Below are 21918 nucleotides of genomic sequence, written 5' to 3' on the forward strand. Positions count from 1 at the left end.
CGCGCGCGCCCGCGCAGCGCGTGCCGGCGGCGCACCGACTGACGCGCACGTCCGAAATGCGCCGGAAAGCCGCGCAATGGGCCAGCATACGGAGTCCGCCCCCGCGCGACAATTGACAGGATGTGATACCGGTATAACCGCGCGTTATCGGTCGTTGCCCCGCCACCGCATGCGGGCGGGTTCCGCGTCCATCGCATGCCGCCGCGGCGGCCGGACGACGAACGGTGCAACCGCAACGCCGACGACCGCCCGGCACGTTCATACGACGATTGACGATGCACGCGCGGCGGCGCGGGTGCCGCGCGTCGTCACGGATGAAAACCCGCCACGACGCACGGCGCCGGCGGGTGCCGGCACGACCGGCACCCGTTCACCGCGCGCGACATCGTCACACCGTCACGCGATCGCGCCGCTAAGCCACGACACCGTCACGCCGCGAACCGCTTCGCCAGTTCGGCGAGACCGTCTTCGTAGATGCCGCGGAAGAGGCGGATCGCTTCGTCGTCGGTCGCGCCGTGCGGCGTGAACGTGCCCGACCACTCGACCGTCGCCGCGTTCGCGCCGTTCTCGCGCACGCGCAGCGTGGAGCGATAGTTCACGACCGGGAACGGCGCTTCGAGGATCGCGTACGTGTAGCTGCGTGCCGCGTCGTCGAAGGCGACCAGCCGCTCGACGATCGCATCGCCGTCCGGGTTCGCGAGGCTGCGCACGCGACCGCCTTCGCTCAGCTCGCTCGCCGGGATGTACGACAGCCAGTCGGGCAGCGACCCGAAGCCGCCGATCAGTGTCCAGACCGTGTCGGCCGAAGCCGCGATCTCGATGCTTGCATTGGCCTGTGCCATGTCATCACCTTTCAGGATCAACGATCGGTCGGCAGCGGCGCATTGGCCGCAATCAGACCTTGTTCACGCATTTCGCGCCAGAAGTCGGCCGGAATCACCACGTTCAGCGCAGCCTGGTCTTCCGCGATCCGCTCCGGACGGCTCGCGCCCGGAATCACCGCGACGGTGGCCGGATGCGACATCGAGAACTGCAGCGCGGCGGCCTTGATCGGCACGTCGTAGCGCGCGGCGATCGCCTTGATGCGCTCGACCTTCGCGAGGATTTCCGGCGAAGCCTTCTGGTATTCGAAGTGCGTGCCGCCTGCAAGCACGCCCGAGCTGTACGGGCCGCCGACGACGATCCCGACGTTCTGCGCGGCAGCCGCCGGCATCACGCGTTGCAGCGCGCGCTCGTGATCGAGCAGCGTGTAGCGGCCGGCGAGCAGCATGCCGTCCGGTTGCGGTTCGGACAGGTCGAGCACGAGCTCGATCGGCTCGACGCGGTTCACGCCGAGGCCCCACGCCTTGATCACGCCTTCTTCGCGCAGCTTGCTCAGCACGCGGAATGCGCCCTTGCGCGCGACTTCGAACTGCGCGAGCCATTCGTCGCCGTAGAAGTCCTGTGCGATGTCGTGCACCCAGACGATGTCGAGGCGGTCGGTGCGCAGACGCTTCAGGCTGTCCTCGATCGAACGCAGCGTCGCGTCGGCCGTGTAGTCGTTGACGATGCGGTTCGGCCGGCCGTGTTCGAACAGGCCGCCCTTCTCGCCGAGATCGCGCGCCGACACGTCTTCGACTTCGTCGAGGATCACGCGGCCGACCTTCGTGCTCAGCACGTATTCGTCACGCGGGTGATTCGCCAGCGCGTCGCCGAGGCGGATTTCCGCGAGGCCGGCGCCATAGAACGGGGCTGAATCGAAATAGCGGATGCCGTGTTGCCATGCCGCTTCGACGGTGGCCGCGGCTTCCGTGTCGGGGATGTTGCGGAACATGTTGCCGAGCGGGGCAGTACCGAAACCAAGGATCTTGTTACCGGGCAGCGTGTCTTTGAGACTCATCATTTTCTCCAGGGGTGAGGGAAAGCGAGTTCAGTCTAGGCAGACGGGTTAAGTCTGTCCAAGACGGAATTCGACAAAGTTGAGTCCCTGGAGGTCTAAAACGTGGTCTGAAGGGGTGGGCGGATATCGCGTCCGGAGGGTCCGTTCGCGCGGCGGCCCCGCCCGACAAGGCTGGCGACGGAATCGGCCGCCGATTCGTGATTTCAGATCAAAAGTGATTTCGCCGGTGAGCACGATGGGCAACGGCGCGCGTGCCCCAAATTGCCCCACCGCCTGCAACGCGTCGCGCAAAGGAATCCCCGTTGCGCCTCTTTCAAAGGCGCAACGGGGAAAGCCGCCTGGTGATGGAATCTGCGTTCCGTCGCAATGCGCGGCTCATGCCCTCAGGCGCGACCGTCCCCTTGCGTATCCCGGGCATCGCCCAGCATCGTGACGAGGACGAGCGCTGCAATCAGGCCCAGGTGCTCGAAGAAACCGTTGAGCGCCATGAAACGCGCCGCGCCCGTCTGGTTCCAGAAGTCGTTCGCCACCAGCATCGCGACGAGCGTCAGCATGCCGAGACTGCCGGCGCCGAGCCACGTGAAGCGGCGAAACACACGCACAGCGAACCGCCGATCTCGACGACAACCGCCAGCGCAAGCCCATAGCGCGGGCGGGTGCAGGCCGAAATGCGCCTGCTCGCGACCGCGCCGTCGAAGTCGAGCGCCTTCGCGACGCGCCGATCACAAAGGCGGAAACGAGTGCAAGCCGGACCAGCGCGCCGACCCACGGCTGCGCGAGCAGGACACGGATCCACGCGGGGCTGTACCGGCCGATCGTCGTCGACATGTCAGACCGCCCAGCACGAACAGCCGAACGCGCCCCAGAAGCCCTTCGCGTCCGACGTCGGCAATGCGCTGCCCCACGCACTCGCGTGCGCATGCTGGTGCACGTTGCATGCATTCGCGCAGCCGCACATCGCGGCGGCCGCCGCGCGTTGCAGCGGTGCGCCGCTGCGCTGCGTCGCGCCCCAACCGCCGTAGCCGCCATACTCACGCACCGGCGACCAGTCCGGCATCGCGGGCGGAATCGGCGCATCGTGCGACGCGAACGGGCCCGCGCCCCACACGATCTTGCCGCCCACCACGGTCAGCAGTGCGGTCGTGCCCGCGATGTCGTCCTCGGCGCACGCGAAGAAATCGCGATCCGGAACGACCACGTCGGCCAGTTGCCCGACCGCGATGCGCCCTTTCTTGCCGACCTCGTTCGAGAACCACGTCACGTATTCGGTCCACATCCGCAGCGCGGTCTCGCGGTCGGATCGACGCCATCATCAGCCGCGCGGGCTTCCAGCGCCAGCCGAGCACGACGAGCGCCGGCACGGTGCCGATCATCACCGCCTTGTCGTAGTCATTCATGTGTTCGTTGTAATGCACGAACGCATAGCCCGCGCCGACCACGAGTGCCAGGGCGAACAGCCAGTCGATGACCGACAGGCGTGCGAGGAACGGACGGTCGTCGCCCGGCCCGCACGCGCGAACCGCGGCCGGCGCGCGAAGTCGTCGAGGCAGCCGATACAGCGACGCGGCAACGGACATCATGCCGCCGCGGGACGATTGAATGGCTTTCATGAGCGTCACCAGGATGGAACCATCGGATGCAAATAAAAAGAGGCGCCCCGCCCCGGGGGAGACGAGACACCTAAACGATCGCCGCCGGCGCCGCTCGTCTGCCCGCCCCGCGGCACCTGCCGCATGTGACGCCGGTTCGGCGCCGGCGGCTCATTGCTCGACCGACGGGCTCGCCGGTGCGTCGGCTTCCGGCGGAAAGGCCTCGACATAGGCCGCGACCGCGCGCATGTCCTGTTCGGTCATGTTCGCGCACACGGACTTCATGATCGCGCCGCGTGGCCGCGTGTCGGTTTCCCGGAAAACCCTCAGCTGCTTCATCACGTAGTCCGCGTGCTGGCCGGCGAGCCGGGGGAACCCGGTCATGCCCTCGCCATGCTGGCCATGACATCCGACACAGGCCGATACACCCTTGTCCGGCAGTCCCGACACGAAGATCGCTTTGCCCATGTCGAGCAGCAAGCGATCGCCGACCTCGCCGAGCACCGCCGGCTGGCTCGAGAAATAATCGGCGAGCTGCTCGATCTGCGCATCGGTCAGATGCGTGAAGCCCCACATGTAGCGCTTCGCATTCGGATCGGCGCGCGCGTGATGCTTGAAGTCGGTCAACTGGTCGACGAGGTATTCCTTGCGTTGCCCGGCGAGCTTCGGAAACATCGGCGATACCGACACGCCGGTCGCGCCATGGCAGTTCGAGCACACCTGCAACGCAATGGTCTTGCCCGACACGGCCGGATTGTCGACTTCCCGCGACCGCTCCAGGTCGTGACAACCCGATGCCGCCAGCACCAGCGCAAGCCAAGCGAAATGGGTCACCTTGTTCATGTCAGCGCTCTCCCTGCCGCAATGTCCGTCGCCCCGCCGGGTGTCAGAATGAAGCCAGCCATAGATAGATGAACAGCGTGTCGTTGTCCCTTGCATTGCGTCCGTTGCCGTCGTAGTTGGTCGTCGCGCCGAGGAACTTGGTGAAGTGCGTGTACTGGATACCGATTCGCACGTGCTGATCAGGTATCCAGAATATTTCCGGCGTCCACCCCTGCGTATTCGGATGGAAGTTCGCGCTTGCCGCATAGGCGGCGCTGTCCGCGGTCCCCGTCGTATTGAAGAACGACAGGCTGACGCCGTACTTGGCCTGGTAGATGTACGACGCCTTGAGCCGCAACGAATTCAGGTTCGCCGCCGTGTTGTCGCTCACGACGAAGTTGTTGGGATCGTGAATGTTCTCGCGCACGTAGCGCGCCTGCGCGGTAATCGTGTGCGGCTCCAGCAGGTACTGGTACTGCGTGTCGAAACCGTAGTCGCGATAGCGCGTCACGCCCGTGCCGAAGATCGGGAAACTGTTCGGGTCGTTCGGATAGACGTTGACGCTCAGCCCGAACGCGCCGACCATCAGGCTGTGCGGCCCCCATTCGCGCGTCAGCGCGATGCGCGCATACGGGTTGTAGCCGCGCAGATAGACCTGCGGGTGGTCCGGGTTGCCCGCGTGGTTGCCCTTGCTCAGGAACGACCAGATGCCGTCGGCCGTGCTGTAGGCGGTCAGCTCCGCATAGACCGTCTTGTTCCAGTACAGGTACCCGCCCATGCCGACGACCTGCATCGCGAGACCGCCCTCGATGATCGGCGTGACCGGAACGCCGGCCACCGGGCTGATCGCGGAGCCGATATACGGATAGCTCCAGGCCGGCGCGGTATTGAATACATCCTGCACGGTCGGGTTGTTGTGCAGCGTCAGGCCGAGGATCAGATCGTTGGCCGGAGACATGATCCGGTCGACGAAGCGAAAGTCGGTGTTGTCCGATGCCCACCAGCCTTTCCATTTTCCGTTGGCATCCTGATGATCGTAGTTCGCATAGGTGAACTGTGCGAAGCCGCCGAGATGGTCGGTGATCTTCCCGGCGAGGAACACGCTCGCGAAGTCGAAGATCGGCAGGCCGTTCTTCGGCGTGACCGGATTGCCGCTGGCGTCGCTGTTGGCTCGCGTCTTGCTCATGTCGGCGACGGCCATCGCCGCGAGCGGAATCGTGCGCTCGCCCAACGTATAACCGTTCAGCTTGAACATGCGCCCGTACGGCGTCAGTTCGGGAAACTGGCCGCCGGCGTGACATGCGACGCAACTTTGCCCGGTCTGGCGCGCGAAGATCGGCAGCGCCTGCCCGACGGACGCCTGCAGCAGCGCGAGCGCCGCGATCACGACCATCCCGCCGCGATGCGCCCAGCGATGACGCGTGTCATGCCCGACAAGAAACGTTGTCATGGCGGTTTCCCTCCTCACGCCGTGTGGCCCGCGCTGCGCCGGAACGTCGCGCGATGCCTTCATTGTGCGAAGCGCCCGCGAGACCCGGCATGGGGAGACTTCCTCCATTCGCGGTCTGATTCCTACTCCATCTCGACGCGCGCGGCCGCTCAGGGAACGATCCAGCCTCCGTCGGCGGCAAGCTTCGCGCGATCCGGCCCGGCGAACCGCACGATATAACCGCCCTTCGACGCGAAGCGCTGCCCGGGCGCGAGCGTCAGGCGCGGGTAGTAGCCGGTCAGGATGCGACGTTCGAGCATGTCCTCGATGCGCTCGACGAGATACTCGCCCACGAACGCATCGACCATGTGACTCAGCGTTTCGGCGAGCAGGCCGCATGCGAGATACGTGTCGGCCTGCACCTGCGGCGCGACCATCGGGATGTGCCGGATCGTGAACCAGCCGAATGCGTAGTCGACGCGCACGCGCCGCCCCTCGGGCAGGTCGAACGGATAGGCGACGCGCGTCACGCCGCGCCAGCGCGTCGGCAGCGGCGTGCTGTCGAGCCCGCCGAGCAGCCCCGACATGAACACCGTGTCCGACGCGGGCGGCACATGCTCGAGCGCCGCGAGGTCGGGCGGCCGCAGCCACAGCACGAGCGCATCGTCGCGCGGCATCCCGTGCAACGCATGTGCGACATCCTCGTGAGGCGCAAGCGCGCGATTCGACACCGCGATGCCGTGCGCCTTCAGCGCGGCGGCCAGCGCCTGGGCGCCCCGCTCGCCGTTGTCGCCCGCGCGATAGACCTGCCTGACCGTCTTCACCGGCCGCGCCGCGGCTTCATCCAGGATGCGCTTCGCGATCAGGTCCGACTCGAGCAGCACGCCGCGCGAGAAGTACACGGAGTAGAAATCGTGATCGGTCTCGACCGGCACCTCGACGTTCGGAAACAGGCACGGCACGGCCTGCTGTTCGCAGAAGTCGTGAACGGGCGCCCAGTTCCTGCCGCCGAGCCCCGACACGACGGCCAGCACCGGCTGTCGCGCGAAATACTGCCTGAGCTGCTCATGCCACGTGTCGGGCGGCCCGGTGAGCGACCACACATGAAGCTCCCAGCGCCGATTGACCATGAACATCATTTTTCGCGTCGAGCGCAGCGGCGGCGTCGCGCCGAACGGAAACGCGTTCTTGTCCGCGAAGTAGTGCTGCAGGACGTCGAGCATGCCCGCCCGCTTCACCGGGTCCGCATCGGGCGTGACGATCGTCGCGAAATGCAGCATCGTGTCGGTCACGCCCGGCAGCCTGCGCCGGTCGAGGCGTTTCAGATAGCGGCTCAACGCTGCCATGTCGGCATCGTCGAGCGCGTACTGCGGCATCAGCCTGCCGAGCGGCCGGCCTTCCGAATCGAGCCCTTCGCGCACGGCCCGCGCGAGCCGGTCTTCCGTGTACGGTTCGCGATCGGTGCGCATGCCGGGCACGTACGGAATGTCGAGATCCTCGCCGGTTTGCGCGCGAGGATGCGCCAGGTAGCGCCACGTGATCGGCGGGATCGTATTGTTGCCTTCCTTCGAGCCGAGGCCGCTGCGCCGGTGGCAATTGATACAGGCGGCAGCGGCGCCGCGCAGACGCACGCCGTCCTGATGCACCGCTTCGAGCGGCGCGCCCGAACCGAGGATGCCGCGCCGGTAGATCGCCTCGCCCGCGTCCGCGTCCGCCGGCTCGGCCGATGCAGATGGTGCAGCGGCCGCGGTCGGCACGGCGGGCGCTGGCTCTTCGCCAATCGCCTGCCCTGCGCTCGCGCCCAGCGCGGCCAGCAGCATCCACCGCGCCAGCCGCCTGCGCGACGCAGGCCGGCACGCCCCCGCGAGGGCGCTCAGCCGCCCCCGGATGCCGTTCATGGCCGTACCGTCGGCCCGCCGACCCCGGGCAGTATCGGCCACGCGTTCGCATCGATCGCCACCGGACGGCGTCCGCCCGGCGACGCCGGCCGCGCGAAGATCGCGTCGTCGAGCGGCGGATTCAGCGACACCTTGTCGATGAACAGCGTGTCCTTGGTCGCTGCAGCGGCCGTGCCGCTCTCGATCTTCATCGGAATCTGCAGGCCGTCGACGCGCTTGAAGTTGCTGTAGTTCACTTCCACGGTGATCGGGCCGGCGGGCCCGCGCACCACGCGGTCGGCCTTCACGTCCAGGAACGTATGGCTGTCGATCCACACGTGGCGCATCGCGCCGGACGGCAGCTTCACCGCGAGGCGGTACGCGTCGTGACCGCCGAGCGATTCGACGCCGTCCAGCGCCACGCCGATGCCCTTCGCGTCATGGTCGACCAGCGGCCCGTCGATCACCTGCTCGTCGCGCGCGGACGTCAGCTCGCCCGGCGTATACGGCCGCAGGCTCGCCCCGCTGCTGGCGCCCTGCTTCCAGCCTTCGCGGCCGTCGAACACGCGCACGGCCTTCTGGTTCAGCACGGTGAGTTCGAAGCGCGTCTTGTTCGGCCGCTTCATCGCGAGGATGAACGGCATGTCGCGCACGGGCGCGTTCGGGCTGTCCACATGGCCCGACCAGACCATCGTCTGGATCTTGCGCCATGCATCGGGGCCGCCTCGCGCCGCGATGTTCTTCTCGACGACCTGGTCCGCGGTCAGGCCCTGTCCCGGCAATTGCCCGCACGCGCACAGGGCCGCCATCGCGCAGCCGGCGAGCACCCACGATCCGATTCGTCCCATGGCCGTCACCTCGTCGGGCTGTCCGTCGGGTGGCTCGCCACCCGGGCGACGGTGAGCGGCGGCTTGCCGAACAGCGCGTCGTCGGCCGTCTCGTTGAGCGCGACGTGCTCGATCGTGATCCGGTGCGTCTGCCTGACGCCGCTCACGACGGTCTCGAGCGTGTGCGGCATGACGAGCCCGTTCTCCTTGCGGTAATCGCGATAGAGGATGGCGACGCTATGCGTCTTGCCGTCCAGTACACGCGGTTCGCCGTCGATCTTCAGTTCGAGGAAGCTCGACGCGTCGACCCACAGGCGCCGCGTCGCGCCGTCCTTCATCGTCAGCTTCAACACGTACGCGCGGTGCCCTTCCACCTGCTCGGTGCCAAGCGTCTCGATCGTGGTGCCCTTGTTCGCGTAGTCGATCAGCGGGCCGTCGAGCTCGGCGGACGACGCGGCCGACTTGAGCTGCGCCGGCGTATACGGCTCGACGTCGTTGCGGCCCAGGTACGGCCGCACGAGCCAGCCCTGCGAACCGTCGTACACCTGCAGCGCGGTCTGCTGCTCGAACTGGATCTCGAGCCGGCTCTTGCGCGGACGCTTCAGCGTCAGCGTGAACGGCAGCTTCACGTTCTTCTTGCCGCCCGCATCGAGCTGGCCGGTCATCCTGAGCGTCGACACCGCCCGCCACGCCTGCAACCCGCCGCGCGCCGCGGCATTGCGCGCGGCGATCTGCGCCGCGTCCATGTGCGCGGCCGATGCCGCCTGTGCATTCCCCGCCGCCGAGGCCGCGAAGGCGGCCTGACCGAAAGTCAGAAAGACGGCGGCGCACGCCGCCGAAATCGACTTGAAAAGAAACCGGTTCATGACTGCTCTCCCCGCATGCAGGCCGCCCGTTGCCGATGCGCGACGGCACGCGTTTATGTGATTACTCGACCACCAGCCCGTCGATATGCAGCGAATCGATCAGGACGCTGACCCGTTCGCCGCGCTTGATCGGCCCTCCCTTGTTGGAAAACACCATCCAGTACTCCTGACCGGCTATCAGCTGGCCGGTCTGCCGCAGCGCGCCGATCTGGTCCATGACCGGAATCACGAGCATCGCGTGGCTCGTTTCTCCGTACAGGTAGACGGTCGACTTCGTGTCGGCGAGCAGGCGCGCCTTGTCCGGATCGACCACGCGGTAGCTGAAGCGGATCAGGTTGCCCGACGCGGTGCTGCGCACGTGCAGGTCGTCGATGCCCTTCCCCATCTGGTAATAGGCCTTCGCCTCGCGCGGCAGGCTCACCGGCACGTACGGCGAGCGCCGGTGCGCGGCCTCGGCCGGCGCGTCCTGCCCGGCCGCGGCCGGCCGAGGCAGGACCACCACGGCAACGCACGCGCCGCCCGCGAGCAGCAGCGCCGCTGCCGTGCGCCACGCGGCCCGTTTCACCGCAGCGCCCGGTGAGCGTGGCGGGGTGCCGCCTGCGCCGGAATCGGCGCCGGCGGGCGCGGTGCGGTACCCGGTTGGGTACGGGTCTGCGTCTGCGTGCGATTGCGCGGCGGCGTCTGGGTCGGGCCTGCAGCAGCACGTTCGACGGCGGCCGCGCGAGCGCCGGAGACTGCGTCAGCGCACCGGCCGGCCGCGGCCGCGCCGCCGGTGCGAGCCGCGGCGCGCCTGCCAGCGGCCGCCGCAACGCCGGCGCCTGGATCTGCGTCAGCGGCTGGAGGCCGTTGAGCAGGCCCTGGATCCCACCGGCGCCCGGCAGCCCGGCGAGCAAACCCGCCACGCCGGCCGGCTGGTTCCCGCCCAACGCCAGCGGATCGGTCGGCCCGCCGCCGAGCAGGCCGCCCAGCAGGCCCGGCGTCACGTACTCGACCGCGCCGATGTCGTAGCCGTTGCCTTGCGGCCGCGGCGTGCCGAAGATGTCGTGATTCGGTGCGCCGCGCCCGGTGGCCGCCCCGATCGCCGGCGATGTGCCCTTGATCGAGTAGTTGCCCATCATCACGTTGTAACCCGCACTGCCCGGCGTGAGCGCCTCGTTGAACAGCGACAGCGGCCCATACGACATGTTGATCCACTGGTTGCCTTCATCGGGCGTGGCCGTCGGCATCAACCCGAACAGCGGATTCGGCAGCACCGCGTCGGCGATCCCGGGCGGCACGGCGAAGCCGTTCCCGCCGGCTTCCGGCGGTACCCGCGACCCGTTGCAGTACTGGCCCACCGTCTGCGGATCCGCCGCGATGTTGGTCGTGGCGTAGCCCGCCGTGCTGGTCATGATCGAATGCTGCGGATTCATCGTCAGCCCGGATTGATGATTGGCAGGCCCGGTGTCGCCCCACGCGCCGATGTCCCAATAGAACGGCGGGGTCGTGCCGCCCGTCACGCAGAAGCCTGTCGACTTCCCCTGCTGGTTCAGGACCGGGTTCAACGTGACCGCGTTCTGCACGCCGGGGATGTTCGGGTTCGGCTGCGAACTCACCGAGATGTAGAACGAGCGGTTTTGCCAGAACAGGTTGTTGGTCAGCACCGGGTTCGAGAACTTCGTGCAGTTCGGCTCATCCGCGGGACACCTGACGTTCCCCCTGAAATTCGCGGGCGGCACGAACGCTGCCAGCAGGTTCTGCGTATGGGATGTCGTCTCCAGCCCGGCCGGCTGCTGCGTCGAGGCCTCGATGAAGCTCGTGCACGTCGAGTCCGCGCTGTTCGGGCTGCTCGTGCATCCCGGCGGCGGCACGTTCGACTGCGACGCGGCCGGCGTATTGAACAGCACGCCCGCCGACGCCGTCGCATCGTTCGCGATCACCGTGTTGTTGATGAAGTCCACGCGCACCGCATCCTGCAGCGACACGCCACCGCCCGACCAGCCGGCCACGTTGTCCGCGATGATGTTGTTGATCACGCGCACCTTGTACCACTTGTTCGGGTTGCCGAGGTTGCGCTGCACGTCCGTGCCGTTGACGCTCTGCAGCCGCAGGCCACCGCCCTTGCCGCTCTCCGCGGTATTGCCCATGATCAGGTTGCCGTCGATCACCAGATCCGGGCCGATGCCGTCGGACAGCTGCGGCGCGCAGTCGACGTCGACGAGGCTGTTCTCGCAGAACGTGCCGTCGGGCGGCACGCCCTGCGCGATGATGCCACCGCCGTACGTCGGCAACGTCGGGTTGTTGCTCTGGTTGAACAGCACCACGTTGTGCGACAGGTCGCCGTTGTAGCTGAACCCGAAGTGCGCGACGCCGCCGCCGTCACCGCTGCTGATGTTGCCGCATACCCAGTTGTAGTTGAACTTGTAGTAGTCGGCGCCCGAGCAGAGCGTCACGCCACCTGCCGACGACGGCGTGGTCGAGTTGATCTCGTCGCCGTACGACGCGTTCCCCGTCACCGCGTTGTGATGAACGTTGACGAACGTGTTGTACATGAACGGCAGCTGCGTCACGCCGTCCGCGGCGATGTTGCCGTCGGGCACTTCCACCTGGCCGACCGTGATGCCGCCCGACAGCGTGCCGGCATTGCCGGTCACCCGGTTGTTCGAGACCTCCGTGTAATGGTTCCAGCCGTGCAGGAAGATCCCGCCGCCCCCCTGCGAGCTGTTGGTGACCGTGATCCCGTCGATGCGCGACGGGTTGCACAGGAAGTTGCTGTAGTTCGGGTTGTTCGGATCCGTCGTGCAGTCGTGCCGCGTCAGCAGCGTGCAGACACCGTTCGCGGTGCAGTTTGCGCTCGGCTTCACGCCCTTGCCCAGCACCGTGATGCCCGCGCCTTCATACGCGCCCAGCAGCGACGGCTCCATCAGCAGCTCGCCCAGGTTGCCGTTCAGCGTACCGTCCCAGCCGACCGTCGGCTCGAACGGAATCGGATCCGCGTGCCCCTGCATCTGCGTCGAGCACTGATAGCTGCCTGACGGATCGTACGGGTTGTTGGTCGGCGAGATCGGCTTCGTCGGGTCGTACGCGGCCGAAATCATCCCGCCGTCCAGCGACGTACCGAACAGGCACGAGATCAGCCTGCGCCACGGATCGAGCTTGCCGGACGGATGCGTGTTCGCGTTGACCGTCACCGACCCGGCGCCGACGCCTTGCAGCCGCACCGGCTTCCACATCACCAGCATCTCGTTGTACGTGCCCGGGCCGACGACGATCATGTCGCCCGCGCTCGCATTGTCGATCGCGGTCTGCAGCGCGTTGCTCGCGCCGTTCTCGCCGCCGACGTAGGTCGGCGTCTTGCCGCCGACCGTCACCGTGATCGCGTCGATCGAGCGCTTGCCGTTTCCGGCCGTGACCACGAGCTCACCGCACTGCGTCGCCGGCGCGCCCATCTGCTGGATCGTGCAGGTCGACGGCGCCGTCAGCCCCGGCAGCGTCGGAATGCTCAGGTCGGGCACGGTGACGACGATCTGCGTGTCGCTCCACGACACGACCGGTGCCTTGACGCCCGCGATCGTGACCGTACCGGTGCCCTGCGTGCCGCCGAAGCCGTAGTGGCGCGTGATGAACTTCTGGTTGAACGGCGCCGCGCTCTGGCTCGGCCCCGTGTACGCGTGGTTCGGCACCTGCTGGTCGCCCAGCGCCTTGATCGTCAGCGTCTTGCCGGGCGCACTGACCCACGGGCCCGCGCCCGCGCCGATCGCATCGCCGGTCACGCTCGAGATTGCCGGCGTCGCATCCGGATACGCGCAGTCGGGCTGGTTGTATCCGTCGGCGAACGCCTGCACCGGCACCACCGGCGTATCCATGTACTGCGTCTGTCCGGGCATGAACGGAATCTCGTAACAGAACTGGCTGTAGGCCGGGTTGTACAGCGGATCGGTCATCATCTTGCCCGGATGATTCGGATCGGGGATCGGGCCCGGGTCGTTCATGCACGTGACCATCATCGTCGGCGCATAACCGGTCGGGTTCGGCGGGTTCACTTCCCAGGTCGAGAAGGTCAGCCCGTTGTAGATGCCCCACTGGTCCGAATAAGTGCGCGAGGTTTCGTTGCCGGAGAAATCCTTGAACGAGACCGGCACGTTCGGCACCGCGAACTTCTCGCCGAACTGCGGCGAATACGGGTCGAACTCCGACGAGAAGTCGTCGAGCATGAAGCCCGTGTAGTGCGCCGCAACGTGCGTCGAGCTGAAGATCCAGAACTTCGCCAGCACCGATTCCTCGTCGGTCAGCATCACCTCCTTGCGATCGCACAGATGCCGCGATGCACCCGCGAACGGCGCGACTTCCTTCGATCCCGGGAACAGGCTGATGTAGTCCGGCACGATGCGCAGTTCGCCGACGCACGGCCAGAACCGCTCGACGCTGCCGGTGTCGCCTTCGCCGTGCGGCGTCGAACCGAGGTCGGTGGTCATGTTCTGTGCGTTGTTCCTGTTGTACGTCGAGTTCACCGCGGCCTGGTCGGGCAGGATGAAGATCGCGCCGATCCCGCCGAACTGCTGCGTCACCGGTGCGATGAAGTTGTCGCCGATCAGGATGTTCTTGTCCTCCTCCTTCACCAGTTCGTAGCCCGGCGGCACGATGATCTCGACCACGTACTTGCCGGCCGGCAGCATCGGCGTGCCGTCGACGGGGTTCTTGCCGACGCAGATCGTGCAGTTCGACGCGACCGGCTTGCCGCTCGCGTCCGTCGCCGTCACGCTCGGGAACTTGTACATCCCGTCATACGGCGCCGGCTGGATCTGGTTGAACACGTGCATGCCGTCGTAGCACTTGAACTGCGCGTTCGCCGGCAATTGCCGATGTAGCGGATCGAGCCAGTTGGTGCTGTTCTTCAGCGTGAAGTAGAACGGGTCGTTCGGATCCTGGCCCGGGCAGTTCATGTTCGGCGTCACGCCGTCCGCGCGGAAGCCCTGCGCCCAGTCGTCCCAGCTCGCCGTCTTGGTCGTGTCCACCAGCGTCAGGTTGGTCGTGCCGTCCGTGGCCGTGCCCTCCTGATACAGGTTCACCGTGACGTTCGGCACGTTGGGCGTCCACTTCGTGTGGATCAGCAGCGTCGGATCGTCGAACGGCCGCGTCGACGCATAGATCACCTCGCCGCGAATCCCGCCGTTCTCGCCCTTCGCGAACGGCGTCTTGCCGAACTCGATGAACGAGTTCTGCCCGGAGAAACCCTGCCATGCCTCCGAGTTCACCCACGGTGGATCGACCCGGCCCGTCGAGCCGCTGCCGGTCGACGTGCAATCCGCGTCCGCGCAGTAGCGCGCGCCCGGCACCCGCAGGTTCGGCGGCACGGGCAAGGTTTCGACCGTGTTCGCGAAATTCCCGGCGATCGTCGAGTTGCCGCTGCCGGGCACGCCGGTGCTGTCGACCGGACCGCCCGCGTCGTACACGACGTGCGTGCCGCTCGACTTGTAGCGCGTCTGGTCGTCGTCCACCACGTACCAGTTGAACAACGGGAACACTTCGTTGAACGGCGCGTAGCCATTGCCGTCCGTGTTGTTGAAGCTCGAGAAGCTGCCGTCGCGGAACCGCAGGTTGGTCGACGCCAGCGCGATGCCGGGATCGTCCGGGTGCGAGATGCCGTCGCCGTGCAGGTCGATGAAGGTCCGCGTATAGAGGTTCGTCTGCCACTGCAGCACGGCGAGATCGCCGACGTCGACCGTCGTGCTCCCGTTGGCCGCAGGCAGCTGGACGGCCTTCGCCAGCCCGTCGACGATCTGGTCGTTCCACTGATCGAAGACCGTGATGCGCGTCGTGCCGCTCGGCAACCCGCTGATCGTGAAGCGGCCCTGGCTGTCGCACTTCGTGAAGCCGTAATCCTCGCCGTCCGGATCGCCGACGCTCACGTAGCATTGCGAGAACGCCAGCGAATCGTGCGACCCGCTGCTGTACAGATTCTCGTTCGGCGGACGGCCGTAGTGCAGGTTCGTCACGCGGCCCGTGAGCGTGTTCGGGCACGCGCCGGTGTCGCACAGCCCCGTCTTGGCCGCGTTGGTGCGCCGCGCGTTGATCGTCTTCGGATTCGCGAAGCCGATCGACACGTGATAGCCGGCCGGCCCGAACTCCTGGAAGTACGCGGGCCCGCCGACCTTGATGAACGCGTCATGCGCCTTCTGGCCGTCGAGCGTGTTGGTCTGCAGCCATTCCTCGCCGCGACCGATCCGGTCGGCCGCCGGCGTCGCGATCACGCCGTAGCGGCCCGGCATCAGGTTGGCGATGACCGCCTGGCCGACCAGCGGCGACAGCGTCTTGCCGTCCGATTCGAATTTCGGGCAGGTCGGGATCATGCCGACCAGGCCGTCGGTCGCCGTCGTGATCGGGCACGCATTGAGTCCGGTGAGCGGGTCGATGGTGCCCTGCAGCGAATTCGACAGCGGCATGTTGAACATGTCGTAGGTCATCTGCCCGGTCGGGTCGCCGGTGCCGCCGGCGTCGTCCCAGAGCTTGATCTCGAAGCCGCCGAGGCCCGGCTCGCGCGCGGTGCCGAAACCGTCGGTCCCGCCGCTGACATCCACTTCGCCGTTCAGCGGCGCATCGTCCTCGAACACGAACACCGACAGCTTCGCAGTCTGGTACGGGGTTTCCGTCAGCAGCACGTTGAGCTGTCCGGCTTGGCCCACCGCGGTCTGCCCGGCCTTCGCGGCCGCGATCTGCGCAGGCGAAATCGGCGCACCGCCCATGCTGTGGCCGCACTTGCCGGTGCCCGGCGCGAAATCCGCGCCGCTCGGGCCCGACGGGCAGTCGAGCGCGATGCTGAATTGCCGCGTGGTGTTGGCGGGCGGCACGCCGCCGCCATTCACGAACGTGTTGCCCGCGTCGCCCGGCAGGATCGAGATGTAGTAATGCTTGGTCGGATCGAGCGCCACGTATTTCGGATCGACCGGCGTCTGCTGCGAAACGTTGGTGCCGGTGCGGCACGCGCCGTTGCCGACGTCGCACACGGTCGGCAGGTGCGTGTTGGAGACCGGGTCGTACACGGTCTGCCCGGATTCGCACGCGACGGTGCCGACACAGCCGGCCGCCACCACCGGCATGTAGCTCGTATGGAAGTTCGTGCCGAGACTCGGCACCGGCAGCGGCGGGCAGTTCGCCGGCCGCGACGTCGCCGAGTTCACCTGGCAGGCCGGATCGATCTGCATCGTGCGGTCTTCCTCGATGATCCAGCGATAGTCGGTGAGCTTGACCATCTTGTTCGGCGCGACCGCATCCGGCGCCATGCTCGGCGCATCCATCACGTTCACGACGAGCCCGCTGCCGGGATTGAAGGTCACGGTCACGGTCCCCGCGTTCGCGCTGGTCTGGTTCTGCGTATTGGTGACCTTGTACTGGAACGACATCGTCTGCGCGGATGCGCCGGCCATCGGCGGCGTCGTCGGCATCGCGGTAAACGAGCCGTCCGGGTTCAGCGTCACGGTGCCGTTCTTCGCGCTCGACGCGACGATCTGCGCGGTGAGCGGCAGCCCGGCCGGATCGCTCGCGCTGGCGAGCACGCCGGGCGCGCCGATCTGAACCTGCGACGCGATGTTGCTCGAGAAGCTCGCATTGCCCGCCGTGGGAATCGACAGGCACTTGTTGCTCGTGGTGCAGGCGGTCAACGTCACCTTCGCCGTCACCGGCGGCGTGCCGTTCGTCGACTGATAGACGAAGCTGTCGTTCGTCGCGCTGCTCGACAGGTACGTGAAGGTACCGTCCGTGTTCAGCTTCAGCGTGCCGCTGGCAGGCGGCGTCTGGACCTTCACGCCGTAGACGCCGGAGTCGTTCGCGATCACGCCCTTGGCCGGATCCGACACGGCGAGTGTCGTGCCCGGCACGAAGTAGTAGTTCGCGCCCGTGGCGGTCGGCGTTTCGCCGATACCGGCGGTCGCGGACGGCTGCGCGTTGTTGACCGCAATGTAGGCCTGCATCCCGCCGTCGCGCAGATTGTTGGTCGACAGGCTCAGCTCGCGGTCGTACACGGGCATCGCTCCGGCGGCCGGCGCGTTCACCATCACGTCGTAGGTCTTGCCTGCAGCCATGAACACCGAGTTCTGGATGCGCTGCGTGCCGGGCAGCACGTTGCCGTCCTCGGCGACCAGCGCGAACCCGGGTACCGACGGATTGCCGGTTTGCGCGCCGACCACGGCCGGAACGTGCATGCGCAGGCCGGCGTTCACCAGGCGCACCAGCACCTGCCCGGTCGACGGCGGCACGTTCACGCTCGGCCGGAACGCCGACGCGTTCGGGTTGGTGCGATCGAAGGCCACGCCGTTGATCAGGTAATAGCGCGGATCGTAGTTCACCACCGGCGGATAGCAGGTGCCGAACGTGATCGACTTCGAGTCGCCGCACCCGCCGGGCTGACCCGACCACGCGGCAGTTTCGCTGAAGCCCTTGGTCGCGACGGCCGCGGCGACCGCCGCGTTCTGCACCGGATCGATCTCGCTCATCACGAGCGGCACGTCGGCGTCATAGCAGGACGCCGAATTCGGATACGCCAGCTTCGTCGATGCGCACGTCGAGCTGGCAACGGCCGGGCTCTTCACGACCAGCACGCCGTACAGGCCCATCGGCCCCTGGATCGACGGATGCGTGCCCGACTCCAGCAGATAGGTGCCGGGCTTCAGGTTCGGCCAGGTGAGCGTGGTGTGCGATTTCGGATCGGTCGACGCCGGCACCTCGGTCCCGAACGACTCGACGCGCGGTCCTTGCGCGGGCGGCACGAACGACGCCATCGGCGCGGTCGAAGTCGCGGTGACGATCGGCCAGGTCGTGGCGGTCTGCGTCGGATGGACCGGACTTGGCATGGTCGTCGGCTTGTCGCCGAGACCGCCGCCCAACTGCCCGACGATTACGAGCGAGGTCGGCACGGGCGCCGGCAGGTTGTTCGTCAGGTTGATCTGCAGTTGCCCCGCCGGCACGGTGATCACCACCGGCGACCAGTTCGCGCCGGCGGTCGTGTTCGCGGCCGCGCAGGTGGCATTCACGGCTGGCGCCGCCGCGACGCCGGCCGGCGTGCAGCTGTAGCCCCACATCGGCACGGACTGTCCGTCCGGCATCAACGCCGTGGACGCCTTCGCCGTGAGATTGACGACCGCTTGCGCGAAACATGCCTCGCCTGCCGTCAGCAAGATGGATGCCGCGACCCCCGCCTTGAACAGATCAAGGAACGTCGCCGTGAGCTTGGTGGATCTCATCGCCTTTCTCCCCACCCCTAATTGGATTCGTCGATCGGAAATACCGGAGGATCAACGAGCATCATCATCATCATTCCGCCGGGGAAGATGTTGTTCGTCGTGATCTCGCGCTCGTTATGCGAGTGCCACATGAACGCGAAGCCTGCTTCCGTCGCCGGCGGGTTCAAGATCGTGTTGCTCGGCGGCGAGGTGCCTGTCGGCGCCGTCGCACGCACGGTCGCGTCCGGCCCGAGATACGGACTGCCGCCATACCAGAAGCCGTTCGTCAGGATGTTCGAGTCCGGCAACGTGACCGGCCCGCCGCTGCCGACCTTGCCGAACGGCGCCTTCTCGAGCGCCTTGCCGTGGTCCTGGCACCACTCGTAGTAATTCGGCGCGTCGCGGGGGGCCGGCGGATTCGACGCCGTCGTGTAGTAGCCGTTCGCGTCCGGCACGCAGACTGAGCCGTCGCCCGCGTAGTGCGCGTAGACGTCCCAGTTCAGGCCCTTGCCGGTCCAGTAGAAAATCCCGTCGATCGTGGCGCCGGGCGTCGTGGTGGTCGTGAACAGCAGCGGGCCGGCCGGCAGCCGCGGATTCGCCGGGTGGTTCGGGTCGGCCGGGCTCAGCAACAGGTTGCCGTCGCGCGCCAGCACGCGCACGTGATTGCCATGCTCGTGGAACGGATGCTGCCAGCGGCCGGTACCGATGATCCGCAGCAGCACCAGTTCGCCCGGATGCATGTGCGGGTTGCCGTTATACGGCTGGTGCGGGTACTGCGGCGCGTAGTTCGGATCCATGTCGTCCGGCATCGAGCGGCCGTTGACCATGAAATACGCCGGGTGATAAGGCTCGGTCTCGACGGTCATGCAGCCGGTCGGCTTGGTGCACGACGTATTCGCGGCGACCTGCTGCTCCGCCTGCTGATGGATGCGCGGATCCATTTCGGAGAACTGAAAAAGATACTCACGATCGTAGCAGGCGGCGCTGTTGTCGTATGCCGCCACAGCGTTGCGGAAATCGTGCTGGCCGAACGGCCTGCCCGAATCCGGCAGCGCCATGCAGCCCGCCGTGTTGACCGCCGTATTCGGCAGCACGATGATCGCGCCGTACAGCCCCATCTCGATCTGCAGGTCGCCCTGCGTGCCGCTGTAGTACGTATGCGTGCCCGGCGTCGCCGCGACGAACGAGTAGGTGACCGTCGCGCCGTGCTGCGCTTCCTGCGCCAGCAGCCCGGCAACGCCGGAGGTGCCGCTGCAGGTCTTGCCGTCCGGGCTCAAGGTGCCCGTGCACACGACGAAGCCGGGAAACAGCATCGACGTGTTGCCGGCCGCCGCCGGCAGGTTGTTGGTGAGCGTCACGGTGATGATGTCGCCCTGCCTGACGATCAGCGTCGGACCGGGAATCTGCATCGTCGGACAGGTCGCGCCGGTAATCGTCGACGGCGAGAAGACGAGCGGCGTCGCGCTGGTCGCTGCGCAGCCGTAGCCCCATGAATAAACGCTCGTGCCATCGGGCTGGGTGATGCGCGCCTCCTGGGCAGTGAGGTTGAATACCTTGCCGGTGATGCCCGGCGCCGCGGCTTGCGCGTGCATCGACAGCAACGCGGCGAGCGTCGCGACGCCGACGCGCGCGAGCCGTCCGAGACGGGCGAGCGTCGCGGTCCACGCATGATGAGTGATGTGTCCCACGGCTTTTCTCCTAGGGCAGGACTTCCCGGCCGGGCCCGCCCGATGACACGGGCAGGCCCCGGTCTTCAAAGAGTGCAATGCTTCGTGACCGGATCCACCGTGCGGCAGATGTGGACCTCGGTCATCAGGCCGCCGAAGTTTTCCTGATCGTTCGACAGGTGATCGAGGTTCGGCGTGTACAGATAGAAAATCTGGCCCGAGTGGTATTTCGTCTTGTCGCTGGCGTCGAGAATCAGGTCGAGCGACTCGCCGCCGCCGAGCGTGATCGAGTTCGTGTCGTAGGCCAGGTTGTTGCCGGCCATGTCGCGCAGCAGGCGGGCATTGATCGCGACCACGTGCATCGGGATGCCGAGCGATGCCAGCGTCTGGTATTCGGTGACATCGAGATCCGAGATCCGCAACAGCGCCCGGCCGCCGGCCGGAATGTTGATCAGCGTCGACAGCGGTTGCGACGGATGCATCGTGCTGTCCGACGCGGGTGTCGACATCGCCCCTTCGGTCACCGTGTCCGGATAGCTGCGGCCGTTCAGCAGGAAGAACTTGTCCTTCATGTCGGTGAACGGCTCCGGATTGAACGTCATGCCGACGAAGTGGAAGTTCGGATCGAAGCCGTGGATCTGGATCGGATACTCGACGTCGTACGCGGTCGAGCCGTCGCCGTCGTTGTACGCGTAGAGCGACAGCGTTTCCGGCGTGGTCGCCGGAATGTTGGCGTTGGCCGCGCGCACGAGGCCGTTGTTCTGCTTCGGCAGCGGCGTCGAGCACAGAATGTCGTTGCCGCAGCGCGTGCGCAGGTCCGACTGCTGCGTGACCAGCGCCTGGTACAGGGACAGGCCTTTCGGCACCCGGTCCTGGCGCGGCCGCACGTAGATCTGGCCGACCATGCCCATCTGCAAGTGCTCCGGCGGCGTGATGTGGCAGTGCCAGAAATAGGTGCCCGCATCCGGCGCGAGATAGTAGTACGTGAAGCTCGCGCCGATGTTGATCGCGACCGACGCGTCCGGTACGCCGTCATAGAACGACGACGCGTTCGGATAACCGTGGAAGTGCACCGTGTGCCGCTCGAACAGGTCCGGGCGCATGATCATCCCGACGTTCGTGAGCGTGAGGAAGAACTCGTCGTCCTCGTCGATCGCCATCATCGGCGCCGGCTGGTTGCCGTTCATCACGCCGATGTCCATGATCGGCCGCGGATCGACGTGGCCGGTCAGTGCGCCGCCGGCATCCGGATCGGGCGCGAGGCCGACCGCGCCGTTGTAGGTCGGGTCCGTCCTGGGGTCGCCGACGGTGTTGAACACCGACGCGAGCTCCGTGCCGGGCAGCCCGGCCTTGATGTCCGCGAGCCCGGACAGCGGGCCGAACGCGAACAGGTAGGTCTGCACGCCATTGGCCATCGTGGCGTAGCCGTCCCCACCCGAAATCTGCTGGCACTTGATCGCGCCGTTCACGGCGCCGGTCGACGTGGAATTCTGGCCGGTATAGGTCGGCTTCGTGTAGGCGGGTTCGCCGACCCCGGGCGCCAGCGCGGTCGGGTGGGACGGCGTGGTCGACGGGCACTGGACGCGAAACGACTGGGCAAACGATGGAATAGCGCACATCAGGAGCAACAGTGCCGCCACACTGCTGCAACACGCGCGGGTACTGAACATATGACCTCCATCCAAGGGGTCCGCCAGCGACACGCGCTGGACGTCATGCTCTGCTGCAGACGCGGGCCGCGAAGCTTTCACGGCCCGTACCGGCATTC

The 21918-nt window shown here is 67.0% G+C and carries 10 protein-coding genes and 3 pseudogenes; all 13 read right to left on the reverse strand.

Features of this window, described 5'->3' with window-relative positions:
- Window positions 1–428: 428 nt before the first annotated feature.
- On the reverse strand, window positions 429–842 hold the full coding sequence (locus PL79_RS23690; protein WP_044847134.1) for an SRPBCC family protein: 414 nt from the start codon (window positions 840–842) through the stop codon (window positions 429–431).
- 17 nt (window positions 843–859) lie between these two features.
- Window positions 860–1879, reverse strand: coding sequence for an aldo/keto reductase (locus tag PL79_RS23695; RefSeq protein ID WP_044847194.1), 1020 nt, complete (start codon window positions 1877–1879; stop codon window positions 860–862).
- A gap of 383 nt (window positions 1880–2262) precedes the next feature.
- Window positions 2263–2707, reverse strand: a pseudogene (locus PL79_RS23700) (DoxX family protein).
- 1 nt (window position 2708) lies between these two features.
- Window positions 2709–3176, reverse strand: a pseudogene (locus PL79_RS23705) (amidohydrolase family protein); the annotation flags it as partial.
- Window position 3177: 1 nt separating this feature from the next.
- Window positions 3178–3456 (reverse strand): annotated as a pseudogene (locus PL79_RS23710) (c-type cytochrome biogenesis protein CcsB); the annotation flags it as partial.
- Between the two features lie 183 nt (window positions 3457–3639).
- Window positions 3640–4311, reverse strand: a complete 672-nt coding sequence (locus PL79_RS23715; RefSeq protein ID WP_044849252.1) for a c-type cytochrome — start codon at window positions 4309–4311, stop codon at window positions 3640–3642.
- Window positions 4312–4354: 43 nt separating this feature from the next.
- The gene (locus PL79_RS23720; RefSeq protein ID WP_235879316.1) at window positions 4355–5740 is read right to left on the reverse strand and encodes a cytochrome C; all 1386 of its coding nucleotides are present in this window, start codon (window positions 5738–5740) and stop codon (window positions 4355–4357) included.
- Between the two features lie 149 nt (window positions 5741–5889).
- Complete coding sequence (locus PL79_RS23725) at window positions 5890–7617, reverse strand: c-type cytochrome (protein WP_044849254.1); 1728 nt, start codon at window positions 7615–7617, stop codon at window positions 5890–5892.
- A complete protein-coding gene (locus PL79_RS23730) occupies window positions 7614–8444 on the reverse strand; it encodes a hypothetical protein (RefSeq protein ID WP_044849255.1) in 831 nt (276 codons plus the stop codon). Before PL79_RS23730 ends, PL79_RS23725 begins: the two co-directional genes overlap by 4 nt.
- A 5-nt stretch (window positions 8445–8449) precedes the next feature.
- The gene (locus tag PL79_RS23735) at window positions 8450–9289 is read right to left on the reverse strand and encodes an outer membrane lipoprotein-sorting protein (protein WP_193759870.1); all 840 of its coding nucleotides are present in this window, start codon (window positions 9287–9289) and stop codon (window positions 8450–8452) included.
- 53 nt (window positions 9290–9342) lie between these two features.
- Entirely contained in the window at window positions 9343–18504 is a 9162-nt protein-coding gene (locus PL79_RS23745) for a choice-of-anchor Q domain-containing protein (protein WP_235879317.1), read from the reverse strand.
- Between the two features lie 17 nt (window positions 18505–18521).
- Window positions 18522–20171 (reverse strand): multicopper oxidase domain-containing protein, encoded by a 1650-nt coding sequence (locus tag PL79_RS23750; protein ID WP_044848928.1) that lies wholly within the window; start codon window positions 20169–20171, stop codon window positions 18522–18524.
- A 65-nt stretch (window positions 20172–20236) separates the two neighbouring features.
- Window positions 20237–21820, reverse strand: a complete 1584-nt coding sequence (locus PL79_RS23755; protein WP_044848929.1) for a multicopper oxidase domain-containing protein — start codon at window positions 21818–21820, stop codon at window positions 20237–20239.
- Window positions 21821–21918 lie beyond the last annotated feature (98 nt).

Source organism: Burkholderia sp. USMB20, from assembly GCF_000949135.2.
Taxonomy (GTDB): Bacteria; Pseudomonadota; Gammaproteobacteria; order Burkholderiales; family Burkholderiaceae; genus Burkholderia.

Excerpts from the sequence above, each read along its gene's own strand:
- PL79_RS23755 (WP_044848929.1), bottom strand. The coding sequence starts at position 21,820 with ATGTTCAGTACCCGCGCGTGTTGCAGCAGTGTGGCGGCACTGTTGCTC.
- PL79_RS23715 (WP_044849252.1), bottom strand. The coding sequence starts at position 4,311 with ATGAACAAGGTGACCCATTTCGCTTGGCTTGCGCTGGTGCTGGCGGCA.
- PL79_RS23745 (WP_235879317.1), bottom strand. The coding sequence starts at position 18,504 with ATGAGATCCACCAAGCTCACGGCGACGTTCCTTGATCTGTTCAAGGCG.
- PL79_RS23720 (WP_235879316.1), bottom strand. The coding sequence starts at position 5,740 with ATGACAACGTTTCTTGTCGGGCATGACACGCGTCATCGCTGGGCGCAT.
- PL79_RS23730 (WP_044849255.1), bottom strand. The coding sequence starts at position 8,444 with ATGGGACGAATCGGATCGTGGGTGCTCGCCGGCTGCGCGATGGCGGCC.
- PL79_RS23695 (WP_044847194.1), bottom strand. The coding sequence starts at position 1,879 with ATGAGTCTCAAAGACACGCTGCCCGGTAACAAGATCCTTGGTTTCGGT.
- PL79_RS23725 (WP_044849254.1), bottom strand. The coding sequence starts at position 7,617 with ATGAACGGCATCCGGGGGCGGCTGAGCGCCCTCGCGGGGGCGTGCCGG.
- PL79_RS23690 (WP_044847134.1), bottom strand. The coding sequence starts at position 842 with ATGGCACAGGCCAATGCAAGCATCGAGATCGCGGCTTCGGCCGACACG.
- PL79_RS23735 (WP_193759870.1), bottom strand. The coding sequence starts at position 9,289 with ATGAACCGGTTTCTTTTCAAGTCGATTTCGGCGGCGTGCGCCGCCGTC.